The 25,005-nt window shown below is 59.7% G+C and carries 23 protein-coding genes; 8 read left to right on the forward strand and 15 right to left on the reverse strand.

The features are described 5' to 3' along the window. Window positions 1-9: 9 nt before the first annotated feature. The 5 genes from CLM71_RS12155 to CLM71_RS12170 all read right to left on the reverse strand — a co-directional run bounded on the left by CLM71_RS12155 (window position 10) and on the right by CLM71_RS12170 (window position 5,710). On the reverse strand, window positions 10-1,263 hold the full coding sequence (locus CLM71_RS12155; protein WP_105231236.1) for a PLP-dependent aminotransferase family protein: 1,254 nt from the start codon (window positions 1,261-1,263) through the stop codon (window positions 10-12). A gap of 102 nt (window positions 1,264-1,365) precedes the next feature. Beyond that, window positions 1,366-2,607, reverse strand: coding sequence for an ATP-grasp domain-containing protein (locus CLM71_RS12160; RefSeq protein ID WP_105231237.1), 1,242 nt, complete (start codon window positions 2,605-2,607; stop codon window positions 1,366-1,368). 206 nt (window positions 2,608-2,813) lie between these two features. Beyond that, entirely contained in the window at window positions 2,814-3,998 is a 1,185-nt protein-coding gene (locus tag CLM71_RS12165) for a sugar efflux transporter (protein WP_105231238.1), read from the reverse strand. A gap of 448 nt (window positions 3,999-4,446) precedes the next feature. Further along, window positions 4,447-4,623, reverse strand: a complete 177-nt coding sequence (locus tag CLM71_RS24275; RefSeq protein ID WP_160030994.1) for a hypothetical protein — start codon at window positions 4,621-4,623, stop codon at window positions 4,447-4,449. 178 nt (window positions 4,624-4,801) lie between these two features. After that, window positions 4,802-5,710: a LysR substrate-binding domain-containing protein gene (locus CLM71_RS12170; protein WP_105231239.1), complete on the reverse strand. Its 909-nt coding sequence runs from the start codon at window positions 5,708-5,710 to the stop codon at window positions 4,802-4,804. A gap of 201 nt (window positions 5,711-5,911) precedes the next feature. On the opposite strand from CLM71_RS12170, the gene CLM71_RS12175 reads away from it, so the two are divergent. From CLM71_RS12175 to CLM71_RS12190, 4 genes are all read left to right on the forward strand, one after another. Continuing rightward, window positions 5,912-6,661, forward strand: a complete 750-nt coding sequence (locus CLM71_RS12175; protein WP_105231240.1) for an SDR family NAD(P)-dependent oxidoreductase — start codon at window positions 5,912-5,914, stop codon at window positions 6,659-6,661. A gap of 67 nt (window positions 6,662-6,728) precedes the next feature. After that, window positions 6,729-8,027 (forward strand): MFS transporter, encoded by a 1,299-nt coding sequence (locus tag CLM71_RS12180; RefSeq protein ID WP_105231241.1) that lies wholly within the window; start codon window positions 6,729-6,731, stop codon window positions 8,025-8,027. Window positions 8,028-8,042: 15 nt separating this feature from the next. Beyond that, window positions 8,043-8,894, forward strand: a complete 852-nt coding sequence (locus tag CLM71_RS12185) for a transketolase (protein WP_105231242.1) — start codon at window positions 8,043-8,045, stop codon at window positions 8,892-8,894. Beyond that, complete coding sequence (locus CLM71_RS12190; RefSeq protein ID WP_105231243.1) at window positions 8,891-9,901, forward strand: transketolase family protein; 1,011 nt, start codon at window positions 8,891-8,893, stop codon at window positions 9,899-9,901. Before CLM71_RS12185 ends, CLM71_RS12190 begins: the two co-directional genes overlap by 4 nt. Before the next feature lie 31 nt (window positions 9,902-9,932). Here the strand turns inward: CLM71_RS12190 and CLM71_RS12195 are convergent, their stop codons facing one another. Further along, window positions 9,933-11,030, reverse strand: a complete 1,098-nt coding sequence (locus CLM71_RS12195; protein WP_105231244.1) for a tRNA-dihydrouridine synthase — start codon at window positions 11,028-11,030, stop codon at window positions 9,933-9,935. 107 nt (window positions 11,031-11,137) lie between these two features. Here CLM71_RS12195 and CLM71_RS12200 point away from each other — a divergent pair, with 107 nt between their 5' ends. After that, complete coding sequence (locus CLM71_RS12200; RefSeq protein ID WP_105231245.1) at window positions 11,138-12,010, forward strand: LysR family transcriptional regulator; 873 nt, start codon at window positions 11,138-11,140, stop codon at window positions 12,008-12,010. Window positions 12,011-12,023: 13 nt separating this feature from the next. Here the strand turns inward: CLM71_RS12200 and CLM71_RS12205 are convergent, their stop codons facing one another. Beyond that, the gene (locus tag CLM71_RS12205; protein ID WP_105231246.1) at window positions 12,024-12,266 is read right to left on the reverse strand and encodes an acyl carrier protein; all 243 of its coding nucleotides are present in this window, start codon (window positions 12,264-12,266) and stop codon (window positions 12,024-12,026) included. Between the two features lie 219 nt (window positions 12,267-12,485). Here CLM71_RS12205 and CLM71_RS12210 point away from each other — a divergent pair, with 219 nt between their 5' ends. Both CLM71_RS12210 and CLM71_RS12215 read left to right on the forward strand, forming a co-directional pair. Then, window positions 12,486-12,833, forward strand: a complete 348-nt coding sequence (locus CLM71_RS12210) for a helix-turn-helix transcriptional regulator (protein WP_105233358.1) — start codon at window positions 12,486-12,488, stop codon at window positions 12,831-12,833. 3 nt (window positions 12,834-12,836) lie between these two features. Then, on the forward strand, window positions 12,837-13,370 hold the full coding sequence (locus tag CLM71_RS12215; protein WP_105231247.1) for an SRPBCC family protein: 534 nt from the start codon (window positions 12,837-12,839) through the stop codon (window positions 13,368-13,370). 54 nt (window positions 13,371-13,424) lie between these two features. On the opposite strand, the gene CLM71_RS12220 is transcribed toward CLM71_RS12215, so the two are convergent. The 3 genes from CLM71_RS12220 to CLM71_RS12230 all read right to left on the reverse strand — a co-directional run bounded on the left by CLM71_RS12220 (window position 13,425) and on the right by CLM71_RS12230 (window position 15,691). Beyond that, window positions 13,425-13,856, reverse strand: a complete 432-nt coding sequence (locus tag CLM71_RS12220) for a hypothetical protein (protein WP_105231248.1) — start codon at window positions 13,854-13,856, stop codon at window positions 13,425-13,427. Beyond that, a complete protein-coding gene (locus CLM71_RS12225; protein ID WP_105231249.1) occupies window positions 13,853-14,551 on the reverse strand; it encodes a hypothetical protein in 699 nt (232 codons plus the stop codon). The genes CLM71_RS12220 and CLM71_RS12225 overlap by 4 nt, the downstream gene beginning before the upstream one ends. Before the next feature lie 258 nt (window positions 14,552-14,809). Continuing rightward, window positions 14,810-15,691 carry a LysR substrate-binding domain-containing protein gene (locus CLM71_RS12230; RefSeq protein WP_105231250.1) on the reverse strand — a complete coding sequence of 294 codons (882 nt, stop codon included), beginning with the start codon at window positions 15,689-15,691 and terminating at the stop codon, window positions 14,810-14,812. A gap of 106 nt (window positions 15,692-15,797) precedes the next feature. Between CLM71_RS12230 and CLM71_RS12235 the strand changes: the two genes are divergently transcribed. Further along, window positions 15,798-16,502 (forward strand): SDR family oxidoreductase, encoded by a 705-nt coding sequence (locus CLM71_RS12235; protein WP_105231251.1) that lies wholly within the window; start codon window positions 15,798-15,800, stop codon window positions 16,500-16,502. An 87-nt stretch (window positions 16,503-16,589) separates the two neighbouring features. Here CLM71_RS12235 and dcp read toward each other — a convergent pair whose 3' ends face one another. The 5 genes from dcp to guaD all read right to left on the reverse strand — a co-directional run bounded on the left by dcp (window position 16,590) and on the right by guaD (window position 24,801). Beyond that, window positions 16,590-18,791 (reverse strand): peptidyl-dipeptidase Dcp, encoded by a 2,202-nt coding sequence (dcp, locus tag CLM71_RS12240; RefSeq protein WP_105233360.1) that lies wholly within the window; start codon window positions 18,789-18,791, stop codon window positions 16,590-16,592. A 96-nt stretch (window positions 18,792-18,887) separates the two neighbouring features. Then, window positions 18,888-19,670: a xanthine dehydrogenase accessory protein XdhC gene (gene xdhC / locus CLM71_RS12245; protein WP_105231252.1), complete on the reverse strand. Its 783-nt coding sequence runs from the start codon at window positions 19,668-19,670 to the stop codon at window positions 18,888-18,890. Then, entirely contained in the window at window positions 19,654-22,056 is a 2,403-nt protein-coding gene (xdhB, locus tag CLM71_RS12250) for a xanthine dehydrogenase molybdopterin binding subunit (RefSeq protein WP_105231253.1), read from the reverse strand. Before xdhB ends, xdhC begins: the two co-directional genes overlap by 17 nt. After that, window positions 22,049-23,473: a xanthine dehydrogenase small subunit gene (gene xdhA / locus CLM71_RS12255; RefSeq protein WP_105231254.1), complete on the reverse strand. Its 1,425-nt coding sequence runs from the start codon at window positions 23,471-23,473 to the stop codon at window positions 22,049-22,051. The genes xdhB and xdhA overlap by 8 nt, the downstream gene beginning before the upstream one ends. Then, the gene (guaD, locus tag CLM71_RS12260) at window positions 23,470-24,801 is read right to left on the reverse strand and encodes a guanine deaminase (protein WP_105231255.1); all 1,332 of its coding nucleotides are present in this window, start codon (window positions 24,799-24,801) and stop codon (window positions 23,470-23,472) included. The genes xdhA and guaD overlap by 4 nt, the downstream gene beginning before the upstream one ends. Window positions 24,802-25,005: the final 204 nt, after the last annotated feature.

Below are 25,005 nucleotides of genomic sequence, written 5' to 3' on the forward strand. Positions count from 1 at the left end.
GTTTAACGTTCAGATCTGTTGCGGCAAGAGTTTTTCATTGAGAAACTGACAAAACTTGCGGGTTCCCGCCGCAATCGCGGCCGGCGGGTAATAACTGAAGGCGAGCCGGATACCGTGAGCGCGCTGCCGGCCGTCCCGCACCGCATAACTGACCGGCAGAAATGTCACCTGATACCCCTCCGCACAGTCGAGCAGGTGCGCGGTGTTGATCTCCTGCGGCAAGCGGATATACACGAAAAAGCCGCCGGCAGGCGCGTGCCACTGCAGCAGACCGGCGTCCAATTCCTGCTCGAGCACCTGCAGCATCGCGTCACGCCGGGCACGGTATTCATCGCGGATCGGACGGATCCAGTTTTCCAGTGAGTATTGATGCTCGATTAAAAAACCGGCGACAATTTGCTGATTCAGCGCACTGCTGCTCAGGCTGGTGTGATCTTTAATATGCAGCAAATGGTTAAAGGTTGCGTCGCCGTGCCGGCTTATTACCAGATAGCCCAGACGCAGCGACGGACATAACGTTTTGGAAAACGAGCCGATATAATAGACCTGGCCTGCGTTATCCCGGGTTTTTATTGCGCGGGGCTGTATGCCATCGTAATAGAACGCCGAATAGGTGCCATCCTCAATAATCTTCACCCCCTGCTGAGTGCAGACCGCGAGCAGCATGCTTTTCTCCGCCTCGCTCAGTTGGTAGGTCATCGGATTATTAAAATCAGGATTGATATAGATAAGTTTTATCTGCTTACCCTGCCGGCGATACTGTTCGATAACCGCCGGCAGCAGCGTAAAATCAACGCCGCCGGCAGGATCGGCAAGATCGTCGATAGCGATTTTAACGGATGACTTCCCCAGGACCGCGACGCAATCGGTAAATCCGAAGTAGCTGGGCTCAATAATCAGCACGCAATCCTCGGGCTGGCGTAATTCGTGCAGTAGCACCAGGTTGTAGGCTTCCTGGCAACCATTGGTCACCAGAATCTCCTTCTCGCCAGCGTGGATCCCCTCATCATTCGCCAACCATTTGGCGAGATGAGCAGTAATCATCCCCTGGCTGGGCCCGTAAGTGTAAAGATTCTCTCTGATTTTCGCGTTGTCATAGTGCTTTTCTGTCCGTAAGAACGCCTGATAGATCCGCGCATAACGTTCAAGATCCAGTCTGGCGTAAATATCAGGGTTGGGACGCCCTAATGACAGTGAACAGGCATGAGGATAGCGCTGGTTAAGCGCGCCCACGATGGATAAAACACTCTCCTGAGTTGGCATACAAACATCCGTTGATTCATGTAGATAGTGATGACGGGCCACAATAAGGCCGGCCAGACGCGTTGCCTGTCACACGCTCGTCGCCGGCGTGCCGCATGTTATTTATTCATCGACGATGCGATAAATATCATCCCGCTGCTGCCATGCCAGGATCTGATTAAAATCGCGCGTTAACTGGGATTGATCCTGATGCAGTAAATAAGCGAATCCGGGCAATCCCTTGGTGTCCGCCGTGCGGGTGACGCGCTGTCCCGGACGCGGCAGCGCAAAGAAATTGGAAAAGGAAGGAAGCCGCTCTATCGCGCGTTTCCCCGGCATCGCCTCCAGCACGCCGTCGCGCTTGAACAAAAAGGATATTTCAGACACATAGGCATGCATGCGGTAATGCGTGCCCACGTAGCGGTCGATGAAATCCTGCGGCGCCAGATACATGGCCGCACACAGGCTGACCTGGGTGTAGCCGAGGCAGGCGCTGAATGTCACGTCATTGATGGAGGCGCCCATCAGGCGGGCATTGGTTTCAATCAGCACCGGCCCTTCCGCCGTCAGGATCACCTCATTGTGCGCCGCGCCATAATCGACGCCCAAGGCGGATAATACCTCAAGGGTATAATCCGCCAGCGCTCTGGCGTACGTTTCCTGCGCATCGATCAGGTGCATCCCTTCAAAATTGTAAGCGCCGCCGCTCACCCGGCTGCGCACTTGCTCCCAGATGTCCGTCACATAATGCTGTCCGTGCCAGCTCAGCGTGTTGACGAAATACTGGGTGCCGTCAATCAGTTCCTGGATCAACAATTCATCATTCACATAACCCAGCAGATTCTCTTTGCCCAGCAGTTGTTCTGCCGCACGCTGCACGTCCTCCCCGCTCTCACACAGCGTTACGCCGTCGCTGGCGCCGCTGTTCAGCGGTTTTACAATCACGGGATAACCGTTCAGCTCGGCCCAGGACACCAGTTCCGCGGCTGAAGAGGCTTTGCACTGCCTGATTGAGCGAATGCCTTTTTCCGCCAGCTTTTGCTGCGAAATATACTTATTCCGTCGCCAGTCGGTGGTTTCAGGGTCATTCGCCGCCGGTATCCCCATGGCTGACGCCAGCATATCCGCCAATGCAATGCCGCTGTCCGCACCGGCAATCACATAGCGAATATCATACGGTCTCAGCTGCTGGATAAGGTCATCCAGCGATCCGGCATAATTAATGGTTTCGACAAATCCCTGAGTACGCGTTTGGCGCGAAAAATCTTGCCAGATATGCACCACGTCGCAGCCGCGCGACATAAATGCCGCCGCCAGTTCATTTCCCGTTGATAGCGCATTAATAATAACAATCGTATTTTTCACCAACCACTCCTGTCTTGCGTAAGAATAAAACCGGGAAAATAAACATCCAAAATAAACGACACAAATATTCCCACACCATTATCTGGCGGGCTCTCGCCAGCGGTGCATTAATTATTTATCAGAAAGTAAAAACAGGCATTCCCTGCCAAAACAATGGCCGTTATATTATTCCTGATATTTTACTATTTTGTTCTTGCGAATATCGTCTAGGCGTCTTTAACCTTTAACAACAACAATAATGCCAGCAGCGACAGTGACAGCGCCGCATAATAAACGGCCTGATGATTCCAATGCTGACTGATGGCGCCCTGAAGCAAACCGGCAAAAATCGCCCCGGTGGCAATACTGTTGCTGTACAGCGTACTGGCCGTTCCCGGGCTCTCCGGCATCAATTCTTGCAGATAGAGCATACCCAGTGCGCCGACGATACCGATAAAAACAGCATTCAGCACCTGAATCGCCGCCAGCGCCCATGGAGAAACCGCCTGTGTCATGCCCAGGTAAAACAGCGCGGAACAACCGGCGGCCAGCAGCATCATAGGGCGCGTGCCAACGCGCTTGATCACCGGCGAGCAGAACAGCATGATCAGAATTTCCAGCCCTGCCGCGCCTCCCAACAGCCAGCCGGCGAAACTACTGCCCATACCCGGCAGGCTGCTGATATATATCGGCATATCGATCAGGTACATCGTATCGCCGCCCCACAGCAGCGCCAAAGCGGCAAACAGCAGCCAGGCTTCTTGCGACCGACCCGTGGCCGTCGGGGTAGCGGACGTCGCCGGCGTCGCTGAACGTGGCGGCACGTCCCCCGCAGGCAGCGAGGACAGGACGAAAAGTCCGCCCAATACAAACAGCAGAGCCACCAGCAGATACAAGGCGGTAAAACCGAAATGCGCGATGATAAAGAAAGCGACGGGCGGCGCGATCACCCAGGAGATCGAAATCTGGGCACGCATCCGGGTGGTGAATTTGATAACGTCAAAATCGGCGCCGACCGAATACTGACGCGCCAGAGCAAACAGTTGCGGCATCGCCGTTGTCGCCAGCGCCGACAGTATCACGCCTGCCGACACCAGAATGCGATAATCCCGGCTAAACGCGAACAGCAAGGCATTGGCTATGGCAACCGAACAACACAGCAGGATCAGACGGCGGCGATTACCGCCCGAATCCGACTTTCGCGCCATCAGTTGGCTGACGCCTACGCCGGCCAACGCGTTAACGGTATAAAACATCCCCACCATAAACGGACTGGCGCCGATTTCCCGCGTCAGAAACAGGCTGACAACCGGCATTTGTAACGCGCCCGCCATTCCTAATATTAAGGCTACTGCCATAAAAATAATATTGACGCCCTGTCCCTGGCTTACCGTATCACGCTCCAACTCCATAAACCCATTCCGTTATTTAAATAGAGAAATAAAAAACACAGGGGAAAAACACCCTATATTTATATCGCAGCGGCACGGCCGAAAGGATCATCTTACGGTTATTTTTTGTGCCGCTGTTCACATGTTTTATTGATCGTTTTTAGCGCGACAATATCTGATGGGGAATAATAATGTCTTTTTAAGTGACCGTTTCGTTAAAAAGCTGGTGAATATATTTAACAGACTTTTGGTCTTTTACAATGCGCCATTTTTCATCGTAGGCGTTATATCCTTATGCCAAAAAAGTGACTTGCATTTTTTTTGACATAAATCACTGAAACGGAAACGAAAGGCTGGGGATTCCACTGGCGTTGCCGGTTAACTCGGACTTATCTGCCAGATGGCGCCGGTCTCGGCAGCAACATGCACATTTGCATCAACATGAAGCATATTAGCAGTGGCTTGCGCCTCATACCCACGGCCACAGGAGGTCATAGAGGAATTCCAGGACGTTTCTGCGCCGCCGGTTTGGCGGCAGTAACGTCTCTGGCTGCGGTGCTTTGGGTCGCTTGCAGGCAACGCCCTGCTCATCCAGCGCCTGCCAGGCGGCCTGCCGCACGCTCAGAACAAAATCTTGCCGCAGCATGCGCAGCAAAATCGCCTGGCCGCCGTCGATCGGCCGCTGGCGCAGCTGTTCGATCAGCGCCAGGCGTTTGCGGTAATCCGTTTTATCGCGCGACAGCCGATCCGCGTGTTCAAGATTGATAGGCGATCTCCAATGTCTGTGTCTGACAACCAGGCGCGATGATAGCGCGTCCGGGCCGTCAGTACATCCTGTCGCTGTCCAGCGCCTGCTGCATCCAGTGCAAAAAGCGCTTCACCCGCGCCAGCTGGCCGAAACCGCGCGGATAAACCAGATGATGGGCGCTGACCGGCAGGCTCAGCGCCGCCGGAAACAGCCGCACCAGCGAGCCGTCGCGCAGGTAGTCCCGCGCCAGCAGTTCGCTCTCCAGCACCACGCCGTGTCCCAGTCGCGCGGCCTGCAGGCTCATGTAGGAACGGTCAAAGCTGAACACCCAGGGGCGCTCCGGCTGGGGCAGATGGTGGGCGGCGAACCACTGCGGCCACTGGATCAACGGCGTTTCCGACAGAATCAGCTGGTGCTCCGCCAGCGCTGCCGGCGAAGGCGCCGGATGACGCTGCAGATAGTCCGGCGATGCCATGGCGGTAATGCATTCATCACGTATCGTTTTGATATCAAACGGCGACCAGTCCGGGAAGCCGTGGCGGATCGCCACGTCGATGTTATCGCGGCTGAACGACAGGTTTTCATAAGAACATGACAGTGTCACGTTAAGCTCCGGACAGGCCTCATGCAGCTGCTTCAGCCGCGGCAGCAACCACAGCAGGCCGAAGCTGGGGGCGCAATGGATGCGCAAGGCATTGTTCTCTTTCTGGTCGCGGATCTGCGCCGTGGCCTGGGCCAGGTTCAGCAGCAGCTGACTGATTTCACGCAGGTAGGTTTCCCCCGCCAGCGTCAGGCTCACCCCTTTGGCCGAGCGGTTAAACAGCGAGTTGCCCACCAGTTTCTCCAGCTTGGCCAACTGGTGGCTGGCCGCCGAGGGCGTGATATTCAGCTCTTCCGCCGCGCGCGCCACATTGCCGAAATGCGCCACCTGCTCAAACACCTGCAGCGCCTTGATTGAGGGGATCGCCGCCTTTTGTATCTCCAACCGCCGTACCTCCGCTTGCCGTGATTTCGTCACAGCCTGTCACGTCGCCGGAGCTGAAAATGTTAAGCCGATCAAAACATAAGTTTAATTCATCATCGACTGAATTTTTTTGCATTGCCGAAAAGTGCATCTCCTTCAATGCTGAACACACCCTACCGGCCGCGATGGCCGTAAAAACATAAAAATACTCAGGAGTCGCAGATGTTACTGAACAATAAAATCGCCGTTATCACCGGCGCCGCCTCCGAGCGCGGCATCGGCCGCGCCACCGCCGCCTGCTTTGCCGCCCACGGCGCACGCGTGGCAATCCTGGATCTGGATCGCCACGCGGCGGCCCATGCCGCGCAGCAGCTTGGCGACGGCCATCTGGGACTGGCGGTTGACGTCGCTGACCCGCAGGCGGTCAATCAGGCCGTGGCGCAAATCCTCGAGCACTACGGCCGCATCGACGTACTGGTCAACAACGCCGGCATTACCCAGCCGGTAAAAACGCTGGAGATCGGCATGCAGGACTACGACCGCGTGCTGGACGTCAGCCTGCGCGGTACGCTGCTGATGTCGCAGGCGGTGATCCCGGCGATGCGCGCCAACGGCGGCGGCAGCATCGTCTGCCTGTCGTCGGTATCCGCCCAGCGCGGCGGCGGCATCTTCGGCGGCCCGCACTACAGCGCCGCCAAGGCCGGCGTGCTCGGGCTGGCGAAGGCGATGGCGCGCGAGTTCGCCCCGGAGCAGATCCGCATCAACAGCATCACCCCCGGCCTGATCCAGACCGATATCACCGGCGGCCTGATGCAGGACGAGCGCCGGCACGCCATTATCGACGGCATTCCGCTCGGCCGGCTGGGCAACGCGCAGGACGTCGCCAACGCCGCGCTGTTCCTGGCCAGCGACCTCTCCAGCTACCTGACCGGCATCACGCTGGACGTGAACGGCGGCATGCTGATTCACTGACCCGGCCTCGCCCGCCTTACGGCCCCCGCACCGCGGGGGATCCCCGTCTGTTTCAGGAGTGGACATCATGACAACGCTTAACCTGACCGCCGCCGCCGGCGTGCGCGACACGGCTTACCGCAAGATCGCCTGGCGGCTGATGCCGATTTTGATGCTGTGCTACCTGTGCGCCTACCTTGATCGGGTAAACGTCGGCTTCGCCAAGCTGCAGATGATGGACGATCTGGCTCTCAGCGAAACCGTCTACGGTCTCGGCGCCGGCATTTTCTTTATCGGGTATTTTTTCTTCGAAGTACCGAGCAATCTGATCCTGCACCGGGTGGGCGCCAGACGTTGGATCGCCCGCATCATGATCACCTGGGGACTGATTTCCGGCCTGTTCGCCCTGGTGGAAACCGCCTGGCAGTTTTACCTGCTGCGCTTTCTGCTTGGCGTGGCGGAAGCCGGCCTGGCGCCCGGCCTGCTGCTGTATCTCACCTACTGGTTCCCGGCGGCGCGGCGCGCGCGCATGACGGTGCTGTGGTTTATCGCCATTCCGCTGTCCGGCATGATCGGCGGCCCGATCTCCGGCTGGATTATGGAGCGCTTTGCCGGCGTGCACGGCTGGGCCGGCTGGCAGTGGATGTTTGCGCTGGAGGCAGTGCCCACGCTGCTGATGGGGCTGGTGGTACTGATGGCGCTGAAGGACCGGGTTGAGGACGCGCCCTGGCTGGATGAACACCAAAAACGCCTGGTGCGTGCCGATCTCGACGCCGACGATCAGCATAAACACCAGCACGGCACCATCGCCGCGTTTATCGGCGACAGGCGGCTGTGGCTGCTGGCGCTGATCTATTTCTGCGTGGTGATGGGCCAGTATGCGCTCACCTTCTGGCTGCCGACGCTGGTCAGAAACGCCGGCATCCGCGAACCGCTGCAGATCGGTCTGCTCAGCAGTCTGCCGTATCTGTGCGCCATCGTGGCGATGATTCTGGCCGGGCGCAGCGGCGACCGTCATCGTGAACGGCGCTGGCATCTGGCGATCCCGATGCTGGCGGGCGCTGCGGCGCTGCTGCTGGCCACCCAGTTCGGCCATTATGTCGCGCTGTCGGTCGCCTTTCTCTGCCTGGCGGCGGCGGGCATCCTCTCCGCCTCCTCATTGTTCTGGATGCTGCCTACCAATCTGCTGGGCGGCGTTTCCGCCGCCGCCGGCATCGCCGCGGTGAACTGCTTCGCCAACCTAGCGGGCTTCTTCTCCCCTTACCTGATCGGCGGCATCAGCAGCATCACCGGCTCACCCGCCTGGGGCATGTATCTGATCACACTGGTATTGCTGGCCGGTTCGCTGTTGGTGTTCCGCATTCCGGCCGCGCAGGTTAACCGATAATCACGGAGTTAAAACATGACCACAATCGATGTACCGCAGACCGCCGCGCTCTCACTGCAGCAGCGGGCGTACAACATTCGCCGGCACGCGCTGATTATGGGCCAGGTGCAGGGGCAAGGCTATATCGGCCAGGCGCTCGGCGCTGCAGACCTGCTGGCGGTCAGCTATTTTCACGCCCTGCGCTACCGCGCGGACGATCCCGAATGGGAACAGCGCGACCGTTTCTATCTGTCGATCGGCCACTATGCTATCGCGCTCTACGCCGCGCTGCTGGAGGCCGGCATTCTGCCGCTCGATGAGCGCGAAACCTACGGCGCCGACGACAGCCGTCTGCCGATGTCCGGCATGGCCGCCTACACCCCCGGTATGGAGATCACCGGCGGTTCCTTGGGGCACGGACTGGGCATCGCGGTGGGCGCCTGCCTGGGGCTGAAGCGCAAAAACAACCCGGCGTTTATTTACAACCTGCTGTCCGACGGCGAACTCAATGAAGGCTCCACCTGGGAGGCGGTGATGTCCGCCGCGCACTGGCGGCTGGATAACCTGATTGCCCTGGTGGACGTCAACAATCAGCAGGCGGACGGCCACTCGTCGGAAATCCTCTCCTTCGAACCGCTGGCCGACCGCTGGCAGGCGTTCGGCTGGCATGTGCAGCGGGTAGACGGCAACGACCTCGACGCACTGGTGGCCGCCTTCGACGCCGCGCGCCGCCACGATAAACCCCAGCCTCGGGTGATCCTGTGCGACACCCGCATGGGCAAAGGCGTCCATTTTCTGGAGGCGCGGGAGAAAACGCACTTCATCCGCGTGGATGAACATGAATGGGATCAGGCGCTGACCGCCCTGGAAATCGGAGAACAACCATGAGCCAGACCACCACCACGCCCGCCGGCGGCAAAAAGCGTTTAACCACCTCGGCGATGATCGCCTCCATCGCCGCCGAAGGCCAGCCGACACAGTCCGCGCCGTTTGGTGAAGCGCTGGTTGCGCTGGCCCGGCAGCGCGACGACATCGTCGGCATGACCGCCGATCTCAGCAAATACACCGATCTGCACCTGTTCGCCAAGGCGTTTCCCGAGCGTTTCTATCAGATGGGCATGGCGGAGCAGCTGTTGATGAGCGCCGCCGCCGGCATGGCGCGCGAAGGCTTTACGCCGTTCGTCACCACCTATGCGGTGTTCGCCGCCCGGCGCGCCTATGACTTTATCTGTATGGCGATCGCCGAGGAGAACCTGAACGTTAAAATCGCCTGCGCCCTGCCGGGGCTGACCACCGGTTACGGCCCGAGCCATCAGGCCACCGAAGATCTGGCGATCTTCCGCGGCATGCCGAACCTGACGGTGATCGATCCCTGCGATGCGCTGGAGCTGAGCCAGATGGTGCCGGCGGTGGCGGCGCATCAGGGGCCGGTGTATATGCGCCTGCTGCGCGGCAAAGTACCGCTGGTGCTCGACCGTTACGATTATCAGTACCGTCACGGTAAGGCCCAGCGGCTGCGTGACGGTAAAGATGTGGTGATTATCGCCAGCGGCCTGATGACCATGCGTGCGCTGGAGGCGGCGGAACAGCTGGAGCAGAGCGGCGTCAGCGTGGCGGTGGTGCATTCGCCGGTGATCAAACCGCTGGATGAGGAGACCATTCTGCGCGAGGCCGGCGTCTCCGGCCGGCTGGTGATCGTTGCGGAGAACCATTCACAGATTGGCGGTCTGGGGGAAGCCGTGGCGTCAACCCTGCTGCGCAACGGCGTGACGCCGGCGTTCCGGCAGATCGCTCTGCCGGACGCCTTCCTGCTGGCCGGCGCGCTGCCGACCCTGCATGACCGTTACGGCATCTCCACCACCGAAATCATCCGGCAGATCAAGGGCTGGCTGTAGCTGTAGGCCGCACCGCGACAGGGAAGTCGCATTACGCCAGCCGCAGCTCGCTCTCTTTGATATCGGCGATAGGCCCGAGCAGCGCGCGGTCGAATTCCTGCAGCGCCAACCCCTGACGCACCCGCCGCGGCCAGTCAGGGTTAGCCAGCGCGCCGCGCCCCAACGCAATCACATCGGCCCCCTGCTCCGTCAGCTGCAGCGCCCGCTGCGGTTGATGCAGCCCGCCGTTGGCAATCAGCGTCAGCGACGGCGCATGGCGATGCGCCAGTGCCGCCAGCGACGCCCCGTCGGCGTCGAATGCCGGCTGCCACGCCTCATGTTCGGTAATGTGCAGAAAATCGATGCCCGAGGCCGCCAGCCGTTGGAACACCGCTTTGGCCCCGGCCTCACCTTCGGACCATTTATGGTCAAAATCATTCACCTTGCCCTGCGACAGGCGAATTCCCAGCGGCGCCGCACGACCAATCCGCTGACGCACCGCGTCGATCACCGCCAGGCTGAGCGACAGCCGGCCGATAATATCGCCGCCCCAGCGGTCATCGCGCTGATTGCTGTAGTCGGTGAAAAATTGGTCCAGCAGGTAGCCATTGGCGCCGTGAATCTCGATACCGTCAAAACCGGCGTGCAGCGCACGTTCCGCCGCGGTAGCGAAATCCGCGATAATCTGTTGAATCTCCTCGTCGTCCAGCGCTCGCGGCAGCGGATATTGCCCTTCACCGCGGTAAAAGGCCATCTGCTCGCCTTTCGGCCGCAGCGCTGAAGGGGCGACGGTATGCATACGATGGCGGTTTGCCTGCGACAACGCGCCGGCATGCTGGAGCTGGGCGAAGATTTTGCCGCCGTGCTGATGCACCGCCTGCGTCACTTGCTGCCAGCCGCGTTGCTGCGCCTGGTTCACCAGCCCGGACTGAAAGTCATAGCTCTGCGAGCTGGCGCTGTCGATATAGATGCCTTCACTGACGATCAGGCCAAACTCGCCCTGCGCGAAGCGCTGATAATACTGGCGCATTCTCTCGCCCGCCACGCCGTCGGCGGAGGCGGAAACCCGCGTCATCGGCGCCACCGCCAGCCGGTTGGGCAACAACAGTTGGTTGATTTGCTGCGTCTGGAACAGCGCGGAATGATTCATGACAGGCCTCTCCGGTTAGCTTATTATAAACAAAACCAATTGTAATCCCGGGTTTGGTCAGGAAAAATACCGGGGCCAGATAAACCCGTATAACGGAATTCATTATAATGAACCTGAAAGAGATTGAAATTTTCCTGCAGGTGGCCCAGACCGGCAGCCTGACGCAGGCGGCGCACCGTCTGGACATGTCGCCGATGTCGGTCTCGCGGCGGCTGGCGGCGCTGGAGGCCTCGCTCGGCGTGCGCCTGTTGCACCGCACCACCCGCGCGGTGTCGCTCACCCCAGAAGGCGTGGAGTTTATGCCTTACGCCCGCACCATGCTGGAAGCGGAACAAAGCGCACGCGTCCTGTTTTCCAGCGGGCGGCAAGGCGCTGGCGGTCAGCTGCGCGTCACCGCCCCCTCCGGGCTCGGGCAGCGTATTCTGGTGCCGCTCATTCCGACGCTGCTGGCGGAAAATCCTGATATGAAAGTGGATCTGCAACTGAGCGACGAGGTCGTTGATATCGTCGCCCAGGGCTTTGACGTGGCGATCCGTGTCGCCCCGCTGCGTGATTCCAACCTGATCGCCCGCAAGATTGCCGATAATCCGCGCGTACTGTGCGCGGCGCCGGCTTATCTGCAACGGCACGGCCGGCCGCAGCGGCTGGCGGATCTTGCCAGCTTTGCCTGCTTGCGGCTGAGTAACGTGCTGCAGTGGACATTTTCCGACGACGGTCAGACCACCGGAATAAGTATCGACGGGCGCTTTAGCTGCAGCAGCGTTGAGGGCGTGCGTTCACTGTGCAAGGCGGGGCTGGGGCTGGCGCAGCTCACCCACTGGGATATTCGGGAGGAACTGCGCCGCGGTGAGCTGGTCGCCATTGAACTGCAGGATGTTCAGCCGCAGGCATTGGCCGTCTGGGCGCTGTTTCCCAGTCATCGTTACCTGCCGCTGCGGGTCGGCGTGTTTCTTGACGCGCTGGCGAAAGCGATGGGCTAGCGTCGCCGTCCCCTCAGACGCCGCTCAGGTGCGGCGTCAGGTAGTCGACCACGTCGCGCACCCGGCTGAATTTAGCCGCATCCGCCAGCGGGATCGTCATGCCGAATTCCTGTTCCAGCAGCGTCAGCGCCTCCACCCGATCCAGCGAGTCCATTTCCAGATCGAAAAAGAAATCTGCATCAATCGACATGTTGGATTTATTAATCCCCTGTAGTTTGGCCAGTGTGCCGAGCACGCGTTGCCCAATGGTTTCCATACGTTTTCTCCGAAAAATCTTCCAAGACGGGCGATCATTGCCGACGCCAGTGGCTGAAAATATAGGATTATGTTGAAAAAATGCCGCATTTTTGCCAAAAAAATCCTCATTCGTCACGTTTTATTCCTCGGATGCCGTTTTGCCACCTGTATCACGTCGCCGGAAAAAACCAGACAAAAAGAGATTGAATATCCGACGCATCGTTCTATATTCAACCATATGGTTAAATTACCGCACTCTCAGCTGGACGCCGTTTTTCATGCGCTGGCCGATCCGACAAGACGCGCGATCCTGACGCGGCTGTCGCAGGGCGAGCGCAGTATCGGCGAGCTGGCCGCGCCGCTTAACATGAGTTTCGCCGGCGCCTCCAAGCACATCAAAGCCCTGGAACAGGCAGGACTGGTGCAGCGCACCGTGCAGGGAAGAAACCATATTTGCCGACTCGAACCAGAGCCGATGGCGCAGGCCATGCAATGGCTGCAATCCTATGAACATTTCTGGACGGAACGACTCGACGCGCTGGAACAGGCGCTGCGGCAGTCGGAGCCGTCCACTCCCAAGGAGTGAACGATGAATGATTACGGTATGGTAATTGAAACCGGCACGTTGAGGATCCAGCGTCTGCTGCCCGGCCCGATTGAGCGCGTATGGGCCTATCTGACCGAGTCAGACAAACGCGCCACCTGGCTGGCGGCGGGCGAAATGAAGCTGGAACGCGGCGCGCCGTTCGAGCTGGTGTTCAATAACGGCGAACTGGCGGGCAAAGATGAACCCACGCCGGCGGAGTACAAGGCTTACAGCGGCCCGGTCACCAATCCCGGGCATATTATCTGCCTGTTTCCGCCGCAGGTTCTGAGCTTCACCTGGGAAGAAAAAGGCGAAGAACGCCCGTCGGAAGTCACCTTTGAGCTGACCGAGCAAGGCGACAACGTGCTGCTGACCGTCACCCACCGCCGCCTGGCCGACCGTAGCCAGATGCTGAGCGTCGCCGGCGGCTGGCACACCCATCTGGATATTTTGGTCGATCGCCTGAACAATCAGCCGCCGCGACCGTTCTGGGCCACGCTGACGCAGGCCGAAGAGGCATACCGCGCCAAGCTGTAGTCAATGAAAGTCGCATTGGTGATTACGCGCCAGGCTAAAGCCTGGCCGTTTTTATTAACGCGTATAGGGACTGCTGTAAATCTGGATAAATACCCTTTCCGGTTCTGATAGCTGCGCAACCATCACCACATCTTTTGAACCCGTTGTGCGCCAGCACTCGGCCACAACCATACAGGTAGGCTGCGGTTGGTAACCCATGGCGGTCAGATAGTCGTTCACATGACGAGTATCGTCAGTCCCATAAAATGTCACCGCATAGATCAAGGCTTCTGGGCCGGCAACATTTGCATAATTGAAATCATAGTGGTCAGTAATGCGCGGCATGTTCTTGAATAATTCAGGAGTGTAGAACTCATACTGTCGAGAATCTTGCTCGGTATATTGTGCACTGCCGGCAAAATTCATTTTTATGAACGGCCAGCAATAAGTCCATGCTGCGACAATACCGATAATCAGGACAAGGGTAACTTTTACTGACGTCTTCATACTATGGGTTCTCCTTTCCCACCCTGCATAAAAGAGCCATTCCGAGTAGCGACAGCAACATTCCCAGAGTTAAAATCACCGTAGGGTCTGATGGTTTTCATAAAGGGCGGCAGATCTCCTCTGCGCGGTTTAGCATGGGGATACCTGACCGGATCGGGAAATAGTATCGGTAAAAAACTCTCGTTCTTGAACGAACCGATCGGGCCATAATGGTCCCAACGCCTTAAGGCTTCAACTTTACTAACGGGACGCAGGAAAGGAAACGGATTTTCAATAGACATCACGCGGTAAAACCCGAGTAAATCGGAAACCAGATCTTCACCGCTAAAACCGCTGTCGGTAACCAGGTTGATAGGAAATGATGATTGGAATGCCTCAAACTTGCGTGCTAGCGTCATCATCATCGCCAGCGCGATGCTTTGCCGCTCATAATACGATCGCCCCCGTCTGATACGCCATTTAATAAACTTCCCCATACGAGTGAGTTTAAATCTGTCAGTCATAGACTGTGAGTAAGTCACATCATACCGTTCATCGCCTGATAGTTCTCCAGTATTGAGTTTATCCATAAGCAATTTGATATCGGTTCCCTGAGCATGACCCAGATCCACCCAGCCAAGCACTTCCGTATAAACCAGCCCATAAGACGCGGTGTGCGCCTGACTGCTGTCAATAATATCGCTGCGCTTACTCATCCCTGATTATCTCCCTGATTAACGACAGATAGATTCCGCTCTATCTTTATTCCCTGTTAAATCGCGTGCGCACAACATAACCAACCGCCGCGGTCAGTTCAATAACGTCCGGGAGAGAAAACGCAGATAACCGATTGAAAAAGTTAAGTTCAGGAACAATCTTGGATACGTGTGCGGCCGGTACGTTGTATTTCACGTAACGCATTGCTTTTAACGGACGAAGCGCGCTTCGCCCGTTATGCCGGGGAGAGCGCCCCGCTAATCGGCAGCAAGCGAAAGCCGGGCCACGCACCAGTCCCATACCGCATCCTGCGGGGCAAGCGGCAAGGATGAGCGCTTGCGGACAAGGAAATAGCTGGGCTCTATCATCATGGTCTCATCCGTGACCTGCATGAGACGCCCGGCCTTGAGATCCCTCGCCACAAACGCGCGGCATGCCAAGGCGATGCCCTGGCCGGCCAGGGCCGCATCCAGCGCCAGCGTCGTCTGGTTAAATACCGCACCGGGCAGTTTGCCGTCGGCACGCAGAAACAGCGGCCAATGGTCGAGCGCATCATGCAGGAGCGGAAGTTCCCTAAGCCGTTCTCTAGATAGCGGGAGCGGTAAATCTTTGACCAGATGAGGGCTGGCGACCGCCACCAGTTCCTGATGGAACAGCAGCCTGGCCTCCAGCTCGGATGGGAACGGGGGACGGGTTAGCCGCATTGCGATGTCCACCTGGTCACGCTCAAAATCGCAGAGCGCCTCGGTGGCGACCGTGCGCAATTCCACGCCGGGTAACGCGGCGTTCAACTCGGCCAGACGAGGGATCAGCAGCTTTGCGGCGAAGGTCGGCGTAACGCTGATCGTGACCGTGTCTGGCCGCTCAAGTAGCCGCCCGGTGGCGTCCCCGAGCGTATCGAAGGCGCGGGTCACTTCCGTCAGGTAGGCCGCGCCCTGTGGCGTCAGAGCAAGACCGCGCGGCAGACGCTGGAACAGGCTCTGGCCCAGGTGCTCTTCCAGCGCGCGCACCTGCTGTGCGACGGCGCCCTGGGTGACGCCCAATTCCTCGGCGGCGGCCCGAAAGCTCAGCCGGCGGCCTGAAACCTCGAAGGCCCGCAGAGCATTAAGCGGGGGGAGTTTACGGCGGGATGGCGTCATAGCGGTACCCTATAGTTTTTCTACAGTCTTACGCGTTTATTTATCACACGAAACTTCAGCTGTCACCTGACACAATACCTGTATAACCTAACCAAAGGAGACTGTTATGGCTGAAGAAAAAGTTGCACTCATCATGGGCGGCGGATCCGGTATGGGGGCCGCTGCCGCACGCAGACTGGCTCAGAGTGGCTATCGTATCGCTATTCTCTCCTCGTCGGGCAAGGGCGAGGCGCTGGCCCAGGAACTGGGTGGCGTCGGCGTTACCGGCTCGAACCAGTCCATCGACGACGTGAAGCAAATCGTAGATCTGACAATGGCAACATGGGGACGGATCGACGCACTGGTCAATTCCGCTGGCCATGGTCCGCGCGCACCGCTACTCGACATCACTGACGAGGAGTGGCGCCAGGGCATGGATGTCTATTTTCTGAGCGCCGTGCGCCCGATTCGTCTGGTCGCACCGATCATGGCCGCGCAAGGTGGTGGCGCCATCGTCAACATTTCGACGACCTGGGCTTTCGAGCCGTCCAGCCTATTCCCGACGTCGGTGGTATTCCGGGCGGGTCTTGCCAGCTTCACCAAGCTCTTTGCGGACGCCTATGCGGCGCAGAATGTCCGCATGAACAACGTGCTGCCCGGCTGGATCGACAGCCTTCCCGAAGTCGCTGAACGCCGCGACAGCGTGCCGATGGGCCGCTATGGAACCGTTGAGGAAATCGCAGACACCGTGGCCTTTTTGCTGTCGGAAGGCGCGGGCTACGTCACCGGCCAGAATATCCGCGTCGACGGCGGCGTAAGCCGCTCCATCTGATTGCCTTTAAACGATCCGCCTTCTCAGATGGAAGGCGGATGGTTGCCCGGATCCCCTATTTCACCGTGAGGTATCCCTCGCGATCAATCACTGCTCTTTCAACCCACGGTTGATCAGCATCGGTTCAATGCTCGGCGCTTTACCGCGCCAGGTTTCATACAGTTTTTCCAGATCTTCGCTGTTGCCGCGCGACAGCACCATATCACGGAAGCGCTGGCCGTTTTCCGCCGTCAGGCCGCCGTGCTCGCTGAACCACTGGAAAGCGTCGTCCGCCAGCATTTCGGTCCACAGATAGGCGTAGTAGCCGGCGGCATAGCCGTTGCCCCAGATATGCTGGAAGTAGCTGGAACGGTAGCGCGGCGGCACATAGCTAAGATCGATGTTATCTTTCTGCAGCGACTGCGCCTCGAACTTGTCGACGTCCTGCTGCGGCCGATCGGCGCTCAGCATATGCCAGTGCATATCCAGCAGCGCCGCCGACAGCAGTTCGGTCATATCGTAGCCTTTGTTGAACTTGTCGGCCTTGTTGATCTTGTCGACCAGTTCCTGCGGCATCGCCTCGCCGCTCTGATAATGCTTGGCGAAGTGGGCAAAGACTTTCGGATCGCGCGCCCAGTGCTCGTTAAACTGCGACGGGAACTCGACGAAGTCGCGCGCGGTATTGGTGCCGGACAGGCTCGGGTACTCCTGATCGGCAAAAATGCCGTGCAGCGCATGACCAAACTCATGGAACATGGTGATCACATCGTCATACGACAGCAGCGCCGGCTGGCCGGGCGCCGGTTTGGTGAAGTTGGCGACGTTGTAAATCACCGGTTTGGTGCCGTTAAGCTTCGACTGCTCGACGAAGTTGCTCATCCAAGCGCCGCCGCCCTTGTTATCGCGCTTAAAGTAGTCGGTATAGAACAGCGCCAGCGATTTGCCGTCCTTATCAAACACCTCATACACCCGCACGTCCGGCTGGTACACCGGGATATCCTTACGCTGTTTAAAGGTGATGCCATACAACAGGTTAGCCGCGTAGAACACGCCGTTATTCAGCACGTTATTCAGCTCAAAGTAAGGTTTGATCTGTGATTCATCCAGGTCGTACTTCGCCTTGCGCACCTGCTCGGCGTAGTATTGCCAGTCCCAGGCCGCCAGTTTAAAGCCGCCTTTTTGCTGGTCGATCACCGCCTGAATATCCTTCGCCTCGCGCTGCGCACGCGCGGTCGCCGCCGGCACGATATCGCGCATAAAGCTCAGCGCCGCCTTCGGCGTTTTCGCCATCTGATTTTGCAGTTTCCACGAGGCGTAATCCGGGAAGCCTAACAGTTTGGCCTGCTCGGCGCGGATCTTCGCCAGCCGGGCGATGGTCTGGCGGGTGTCGTTGCCGTCGCCCTTCTCGGCGCGCGTCCATGAGGCGTCAAACAGCGCCTTGCGCGTGTCGCGATCCTTCAGGGTCTGCAGATCCGGCTGCTGGGTGGTGTTCTGCAGCACCAGCAGCCACTGTTTATCCAGCTTGCGTTCGCTGGCCGCCTGGGCCGCTGCCGCCAGTTCGCCGGCGGACAGGCCGTCCAGTTTGCTCTTGTCGCTGATGGCCAGCGCGCCGTTCTTCGCCGCCGCCAGCAGCTTATTGGTGAACTGGGTGCTGAGCGTCGCCGCTTCCTGGTTCAGCGCCTTCAGCTTGGTTTTGTCGGCGTCCGACAGGTTGGCGCCGGCCAGCTCAAAGCTTTGGTAAGCCACTTCCAGCAGACGGCGGGATTCCGCATCCAGCTTCAGCGAGTCACGCTGCGCATACACCGCTTTAATCCGCGCAAACAGCTTGCTGTTGAGCATAATGGCGTCGTCCATCGCCGCCAGCTTCGGTGACACCTCTTCATCCAGTTTCTGCAGGGCGTCGCTGGTATTGGCGGAGGTCATGGCGCCGAATACGCTCATCACCCGGGTCAGCAGCGCGCCGGTTTTTTCCAGCGCCACCAGGGTATTGTCAAAATCCGCCTTGGCCGGGTTATTGGCGATCTTGTCCACTTCCGCCAGTTTCTGTTTGATGCCCTCATCAATCGCCGGCGCGTAGTCGCTCTCTTTAATCTGATCGAACGGCGGCGCCTGATACGGCAGACGGCTTTGGTAGAAGAACGGGTTGTCGCTTTTTTGGTTCTCGTGCTGATTGGCTTCGCCGGTCACCGTCGCCTCCTTCGCCTGGCCGCTGGGCAGCGCCGCATGTTCGGAGGGGGTTTTGCTCTCCTCGGCCTGCGCCTGCGTGCCCAATGCCATGCTCATCGCTAACACTAAAGTGGATAAACGCATCAATTCAAACTCCTCCATGTAGGGTGCGGGGAATCACGCTTCCCCAATGCCATCCCAAGCTTAGGCGCAGTTGTCAGATTCAGCAAAAACAACTGATTAGCGCCGCGCTTCTTGCCCGCCGGCGTAATGGGCGATCACTTCACCGGCAACGGCGACGGCGATTTCCGCCGGCAGTTTGCCCTTCACGTCCGCCAGCCCCAGCGGGCAGCGCATCCGCGCCAACGCCGTCGGTGCTACACCGCGCAAACCGAGCTGATACTCGAAACGCTTCCGCTTGGTCAATGAACCGATCAGCCCGAAATAGGCGGCGTCGTTACGTTTAAGAATACGCTCCGCCAGCGCCAGATCGAGACCATGATCGTGGGTCATCACAATATAGAGGCAACCCGGCGGCAAGTCATCGACCGCTTCCGGCAGATCCTCACACAGCTGCGGCAAAATATTGGCGGCCACCTGCGGCGGAAACTGTTCTACCCGGCTGTCGAACCAGCGCACCTGCAGCGGCAGCGTCGCCAGGATCTGCGCCAGCGCGCGTCCCACATGGCCGGCGCCGAACAGCGCTACCTGCGGCCGTACCGCGTTCTGCGGCTCAAACAGCACGCGGACGTGGCCGCCGCAGCACTGCCCCAGCCGCGCCGCCAGCGGAAAGCTCTCCAGCCGCAGCGCCGTCTCGCCCTGCTGCAGCATGGCGCGGGCAATTTCCAGCGCCTGAAACTCCAGGTGCCCGCCGCCGATGGTGTCCAGCGCCTGCCCGGCGGTCACCAGCATCTTCGCGCCGCGGTTGCGCGGCGTGGAGCCGTGCTCATCAATCACGGTGACCAGCACGCAGGGTTCGCCGCGCTGCCGCAGGGCGGCCAAGGCATCAATCCAGTGCGCCATCTTCACCCTCCCGTAGACTTTTGGTGACACTGTCACCTGAAAGCATCTGCTGTACGCCCCACAGCACCCGCTCCGGCGTAGCCGGCGCGTCAATATCCGGCTGACGCCGGTAATCGCTCAGGCTGGCGACCGCGTCCTTAATCGCGCACCAGACCGAAATCGCCAGCATAAACGGCGGCTCGCCCACCGCTTTGGAGCGGAATACCGTCTGCTGCGGGTTGCGGCGGTTTTCCAGCAGCGATACCCGCAGATCGGCCGGCACATCACCTATTGCCGGGATCTTGTAGCTGGCCGGCCCGTTGGTCAGCAGCCGGCCCTGTTCATCCCATACCAGCTCCTCGCAGGTCAGCCAGCCCATGCCCTGCACAAATCCCCCTTCGATTTGCCCGATATCAATGGCCGGATTGAGCGAGTCGCCGACGTCATGCAGGATATCAGCGCGCAGCAGCTGATACTCGCCGGTCAGGGTGTCGATCAATACTTCAGAACAGGCCGCGCCGTAGGCGAAGTAATAGAAGGGATTCCCGGCGCCGGCCTCGCGATCGTAGAAAATCTTCGGCGTGCGGTAATAGCCGGTGCTGGACAGCGAAATCTGGTTCAGATAGGCCTGCTGGACGACCTGTTCAAAACTGAAGTAGCGCTCGCCGACCCGCACCTGGCCGTTGCTGAACACCACCTGCCGCGCCGGCACCTGGTGCTGTTTGACCAGCATGTCGATCAGCCGCTGTTTAATGGTCAGCGCGGCGTTTTCCGCCGCTTTGCCGTTCAGATCGGTGCCGGACGACGCCGCCGTCGGCGAGGTGTTCGGCACTTTGCCGGTATCGGTGGCGGTGATCTGAATCCGCGCAATATCCACCTGGAACACTTCGGCCACAACCTGCGCCACCTTGGTGTTCAGACCCTGACCCATCTCCGTGCCGCCGTGATTAAGCTGCATGCTGCCGTCGGTATAGATCAGCAGCAGCGCCCCGGCCTGATTGAGGAAGCTGGCGGTAAACGAAATGCCGAATTTCACCGGCGTCAGCGCCAGCCCCTTTTTCAGCAGCGGGCTGCGCGCATTGAACGCCCGCACCGCCGCGCGGCGCGCCCGGTAGTCGGCGCTGTGTTCCAGCCGCCGGGTAATCTCCGCCAGCAGGTTCTGGCCGACCGGCTGCTGATAATGGGTCACATTGCGCGTTTTCTGCCGGTAGTAGTTGGTTTTCCGCACCGCCAGCGGATCCAGCGCCAGGTGGCGGGCAATAACGTCCATAATGTTCTCGATCGCCATCATGCCCTGCGGGCCGCCGAAGCCGCGATAGGCGGTATTCGACGCGGTATGGGTCTGGCAGCGGTGGCCGGTTATCACCACATCCTGCAGGAAATAGGCGTTATCGGCGTGGAACATCGCCCGATCGACGATCGAACCGGACAGGTCGAGCGAATAGCCGCAGTTGCCCGCCAGGTCGATGTTGATACCGCTCAACAGGCCACTGTCGTCAAACCCCACGTCGTAGTGAATGTAGAACGGGTGACGTTTGCCGGTGATCATCATGTCGTCACGGCGGTTAAGGCGCATCTTCGCCGGCCGGCCGGTCAGGTGCGCCGCCAGTGCGCACAGGCACGCCGGCCCGGCGGCCTGCGTCTCTTTACCGCCGAAGCCGCCGCCCATCCGCCGGGTGTCGACCGTTACTTTATGCAGCGGCAGCGCCAGCACCGAGGCCACCAGTTTCTGCACCTCACTCGGGTTCTGGGTAGAGGAAGAGACCCGCATACTGCCGTCCTCGCCGGGCACCACCGCAGAAATCTGGGTTTCCAGATAGAAATGCTCCTGGCCGCCGATGCGCAGCTCGCCCTGCAGCCGGTGTGGCGCACGCGCCAACGCCGCCTCCGCGTCGCCGCGACGGTGGCGATGGCTCTCCTCGACCAGCCAGCCGTTGCGGTATGACTGTTCAACGTCCAGGCGCGCCGGCAGATCCTGATAGTCGATGACGATCGACTGCGCCGCTCGCCAGGCGGTTTCCTCATCTTCCGCCGCCACCACCGCCACCACCTGACCGACATACTCGACCCGATCTTTGGCCATCAGCGGATCGCCTGCGGTCAGCGCGGCGATATCCAGCTCTCCCGGTACGTCCTGCCAGGTCATCACCCGCACCACGCCGGGAAACTGCGCGCAGGCGGCGCAGTCCAGCGCCACAATCTTCGCATGTGCACGCTCGCTCAGCCGTGCAGCCAGATGCAGCTGCCGCGGATACTCCAGCTGGTCATCAATGTATTGCGCCTCGCCGCTGACGTGCTTATCGGCGCTCTCGTGCTTCTGGCTACGTCCGACGCCGCCGCGCAGCGGCCGGCCGAACTGTGCGGCCAGCTCGGCCTGGCTGCGTTCTGGTTGGGGTCGCTTACTCATGGCTGGTTACCTCAATAACGGTGGCCGGCGCGCTCAGCGCGATGAAATAGCGGCGCAGCAAATTTTGCGCCACCAACATGCGGTAGGCGCCGCTGGCGCGAAAGTCGCTGAGCGGGGTGAAATCCTGCGTCAGCGCCTGTGCCGCCCGCTCCACGCTGGCGTGCTCCCAACGCGCGCCAAGCAGCGCCTGCTCGCAGGCGACCGCCCGTTTCGGCGTGGCGGCCATGCCGCCGAAGGCGATGCGCGCAGAGCGCACCCTGCCGTCTTCAATCTGCAGGTTAAACGCGCCGCACACTGCGGAAATATCATCCTCCAACCGTTTGGAGACTTTCCAGATGCGGAAATCCGCCGGGATCGACGCCGGCAGCTGGATGCTTTCGATAAATTCCCCCGGCTGCAGCGCCGTCTGCCGGTAGGCGAGAAAGAAGGCGTCCAGCGGCAGTTCACGCCGCTGGGCGCCGCAGCGCAGCGTCAGTACCGCATCCAGCGCCAGCAACAGCGGCGCGCCGTCGCCGATCGGGGAGGCATTGGCGATATTGCCCCCCAGCGTTCCCTGATTGCGGATTTGCTGCGATGCAAAACGCTGCAGCAGCGCCCCCAGCGCCGGATGCTCATGCCCCAGCGCGCGGTAAAGTTCGCTCAGCGTCACGCCGGCACCAATGCGTAACTGCGCGCCCCGCTCAATCTGCCGCAGTTCGGCAAGCTGGCCGATGGCGATGGTCAGCGGCAGATCCTGGTGGCGTTGCGTCACTTCCAGCGCCAGATCGGTGCCGCCGGCCAGTAATTTCGCCTGCGGATGCTGCACATACCATTGCGCCAACTGATCCAGCGTTTGCGGCATCAGGCAGCGTTTGCCGTCGCCGGCCGACTCGTCTGCGGCGGGGATCTGGCGCAGACGAGTCAGTGTCTCCGCCTGTCGGGCATCGAACTGATCCGGCGTTTTTGCCGTACACGCCTGCTGCGCCGCCGCAACGATCGGCCGATAGCCGGTACAGCGGCACAGGTTGCCCGCCAGCGCCTGCAAAGCCTGCTCGCGCTGATAGCCGTCGCTGTTCTTTTGCAGGCAAAATAGCGACATCACAAACCCCGGCGTGCAAAAGCCGCACTGAGAGCCGTGGCAGTCCACCATCGCCTGCTGCACCGCATGCAGCCGCCCCTGATGGCGCAGATCCTCAACGGTCAGCAACTGTTTGCCATGCAGCGCGCTGACAAACGTCAGGCAGGCATTGACGCTGCGGTAACGCAGCCGCTCGCCGTCGGCCTCTGCCAGCACCACGGTGCAGGCGCCGCAGTCGCCGGAGGCGCAGCCCTCTTTGCTGCCGCAGCGGCGCAGATGGCGGCGCAGATACTGCAATACCGTGGTATTGGGATCGAGCCGTTCACTTTTCAGCGTATCGTTCAGCAGAAACTGGATCATGCCGCCTCCTGCCGCTGCGGCGCCTGAAACACTACTTTGCCGTCCACATAGGTGCGATACACGTTGCGGTCATCACCGAGCGTCATCAGCATAAACAGCACTTCATCCAGCGTGCGGCTGTTGGCGTAGCGCAGCTGTTGCAGCGGCGAGACCGCCGGATCGAGCACCACAAAATCCGCCTCTTTACCGACGTCAAAGTTGCCGATATGGCTGTCCAGCGCCAACGCGCGCGCGCCGCCCAGCGTGGCGTGATAGAAGGCTTCGCCGGCCGCCAGTTTGTAATCCTGTAACTGCGCCACTTTGTAGGCTTCCCCCAGCGTCTGCAGCATATTAAAGGTGGTGCCGGCCCCGACGTCGCTGCCGATGCCCAGCCGGACCTTCCGCCGCCAGGCCTGCTGCAGCTTAAACAGCCCGCTGCCGAGAAACAGGTTGGAGGTCGGGCAAAAGGCGATCGATGAGCGGGTATCACACAAGCACTGCCATTCGGCGTCTTCCAGATGCAGACAGTGGGCGAAGACGCTTTTCTCACCGGTCAGCCCGTATTGATGGTAAACGTCCAGATAGTTGCGCTGCTGCGGAAACAGTTCTTTCACCCAGGCCACTTCATCGCGATTTTCGCTCAGGTGGGTATGCAGCCAGACGTCGGGAAACTCTTGCCACAGGCGCTGCACCTGCGCCAGCAGCTGCGGGGAGCTGGTGGGCGCAAAGCGCGGCGTCAGGGCATAGCCCAGCCGCTGTTTACCGTGCCAGCGGCGGATCAGCGCCCGCGTTTGCTGATAACTTTGCGCCGGCGTCTCCAGCAGCGCCTCCGGCGCGTGGCGGTCCATCATCACTTTGCCGGCAATCAGCCGCATATTGAGCGCAGCTGCCTGTGTGAACAGCGCGTCGACCGACTGCGGATGCACGGTGGCGAACACCAGCGCGGTGGTGGTACCGTTGCTCAACAGCTGCTGCAGGAAAAATGCAGAGATATTCTCAGCATGCTCCGCGTCGCCAAAGCGCCCTTCGACCGGAAAGGTGTAGCGCTGCAGCCAGCCCAGCAGTTGATCGCCATAGGCGCCGATCATTTCAGTTTGCGGATAGTGAATGTGGCAGTCGACAAAGCCCGGCACCACCAGTTTATCGCGGTAGTCCGTCACCGCCGTGCCGGCCGGCAGCAGCGCTGCGCCCTGTTGCCACTCGCCGAACCAGACGATGCGCCCCTGATTCAGCAGCAGCAGACCGTCCGGCAGATGCCGCAGTTGGGCGCCGAGTTGTTCCGGTTGTTCCACGCAGGCGGCAATATCGAAAAAATTGCCACGAATGGCGTGGGTAAATGACATGCTCATAATGCTGTTCCTATTTTTCTGGCGCGCATAGCGCAACCGGCGGCGATAAATATTTCACCGGTTAACGCATGGCGAATTTATCATCAATTGCAGGCGATAAATTAAAGATAGCAATCGCCATGCCAGCATGCAGAAAACAGAATAAACACTGAAAAATCAGTCAATTAAAAAACACTCCATTATGCGTAAAATCACAGGATAAAT

This window comes from Serratia sp. MYb239 (assembly GCF_002966855.1).
Classification (GTDB): domain Bacteria; phylum Pseudomonadota; class Gammaproteobacteria; order Enterobacterales; family Enterobacteriaceae; genus Serratia_B; species Serratia_B rhizosphaerae.

Excerpts from the sequence above, each read along its gene's own strand:
- CLM71_RS12190 (WP_105231243.1), top strand. The coding sequence starts at position 8,891 with ATGAGCCAGACCACCACCACGCCCGCCGGCGGCAAAAAGCGTTTAACC.
- CLM71_RS12185 (WP_105231242.1), top strand. The coding sequence starts at position 8,043 with ATGACCACAATCGATGTACCGCAGACCGCCGCGCTCTCACTGCAGCAG.
- CLM71_RS12155 (WP_105231236.1), bottom strand. The coding sequence starts at position 1,263 with ATGCCAACTCAGGAGAGTGTTTTATCCATCGTGGGCGCGCTTAACCAG.
- xdhA (WP_105231254.1), bottom strand. The coding sequence starts at position 23,473 with ATGATCCAGTTTCTGCTGAACGATACGCTGAAAAGTGAACGGCTCGAT.
- CLM71_RS12200 (WP_105231245.1), top strand. The coding sequence starts at position 11,138 with ATGAACCTGAAAGAGATTGAAATTTTCCTGCAGGTGGCCCAGACCGGC.
- CLM71_RS12165 (WP_105231238.1), bottom strand. The coding sequence starts at position 3,998 with ATGGAGTTGGAGCGTGATACGGTAAGCCAGGGACAGGGCGTCAATATT.
- CLM71_RS12210 (WP_105233358.1), top strand. The coding sequence starts at position 12,486 with ATGGTTAAATTACCGCACTCTCAGCTGGACGCCGTTTTTCATGCGCTG.
- CLM71_RS12235 (WP_105231251.1), top strand. The coding sequence starts at position 15,798 with ATGGCTGAAGAAAAAGTTGCACTCATCATGGGCGGCGGATCCGGTATG.
- CLM71_RS12205 (WP_105231246.1), bottom strand. The coding sequence starts at position 12,266 with ATGGAAACCATTGGGCAACGCGTGCTCGGCACACTGGCCAAACTACAG.
- CLM71_RS12175 (WP_105231240.1), top strand. The coding sequence starts at position 5,912 with ATGTTACTGAACAATAAAATCGCCGTTATCACCGGCGCCGCCTCCGAG.
- CLM71_RS24275 (WP_160030994.1), bottom strand. The coding sequence starts at position 4,623 with ATGCTGCGGCAAGATTTTGTTCTGAGCGTGCGGCAGGCCGCCTGGCAG.
- CLM71_RS12225 (WP_105231249.1), bottom strand. The coding sequence starts at position 14,551 with ATGAGTAAGCGCAGCGATATTATTGACAGCAGTCAGGCGCACACCGCG.
- guaD (WP_105231255.1), bottom strand. The coding sequence starts at position 24,801 with ATGAGCATGTCATTTACCCACGCCATTCGTGGCAATTTTTTCGATATT.
- xdhB (WP_105231253.1), bottom strand. The coding sequence starts at position 22,056 with ATGAGTAAGCGACCCCAACCAGAACGCAGCCAGGCCGAGCTGGCCGCA.
- CLM71_RS12230 (WP_105231250.1), bottom strand. The coding sequence starts at position 15,691 with ATGACGCCATCCCGCCGTAAACTCCCCCCGCTTAATGCTCTGCGGGCC.
- CLM71_RS12215 (WP_105231247.1), top strand. The coding sequence starts at position 12,837 with ATGAATGATTACGGTATGGTAATTGAAACCGGCACGTTGAGGATCCAG.
- CLM71_RS12195 (WP_105231244.1), bottom strand. The coding sequence starts at position 11,030 with ATGAATCATTCCGCGCTGTTCCAGACGCAGCAAATCAACCAACTGTTG.
- CLM71_RS12220 (WP_105231248.1), bottom strand. The coding sequence starts at position 13,856 with ATGAAGACGTCAGTAAAAGTTACCCTTGTCCTGATTATCGGTATTGTC.
- CLM71_RS12180 (WP_105231241.1), top strand. The coding sequence starts at position 6,729 with ATGACAACGCTTAACCTGACCGCCGCCGCCGGCGTGCGCGACACGGCT.
- dcp (WP_105233360.1), bottom strand. The coding sequence starts at position 18,791 with ATGCGTTTATCCACTTTAGTGTTAGCGATGAGCATGGCATTGGGCACG.
- xdhC (WP_105231252.1), bottom strand. The coding sequence starts at position 19,670 with ATGGCGCACTGGATTGATGCCTTGGCCGCCCTGCGGCAGCGCGGCGAA.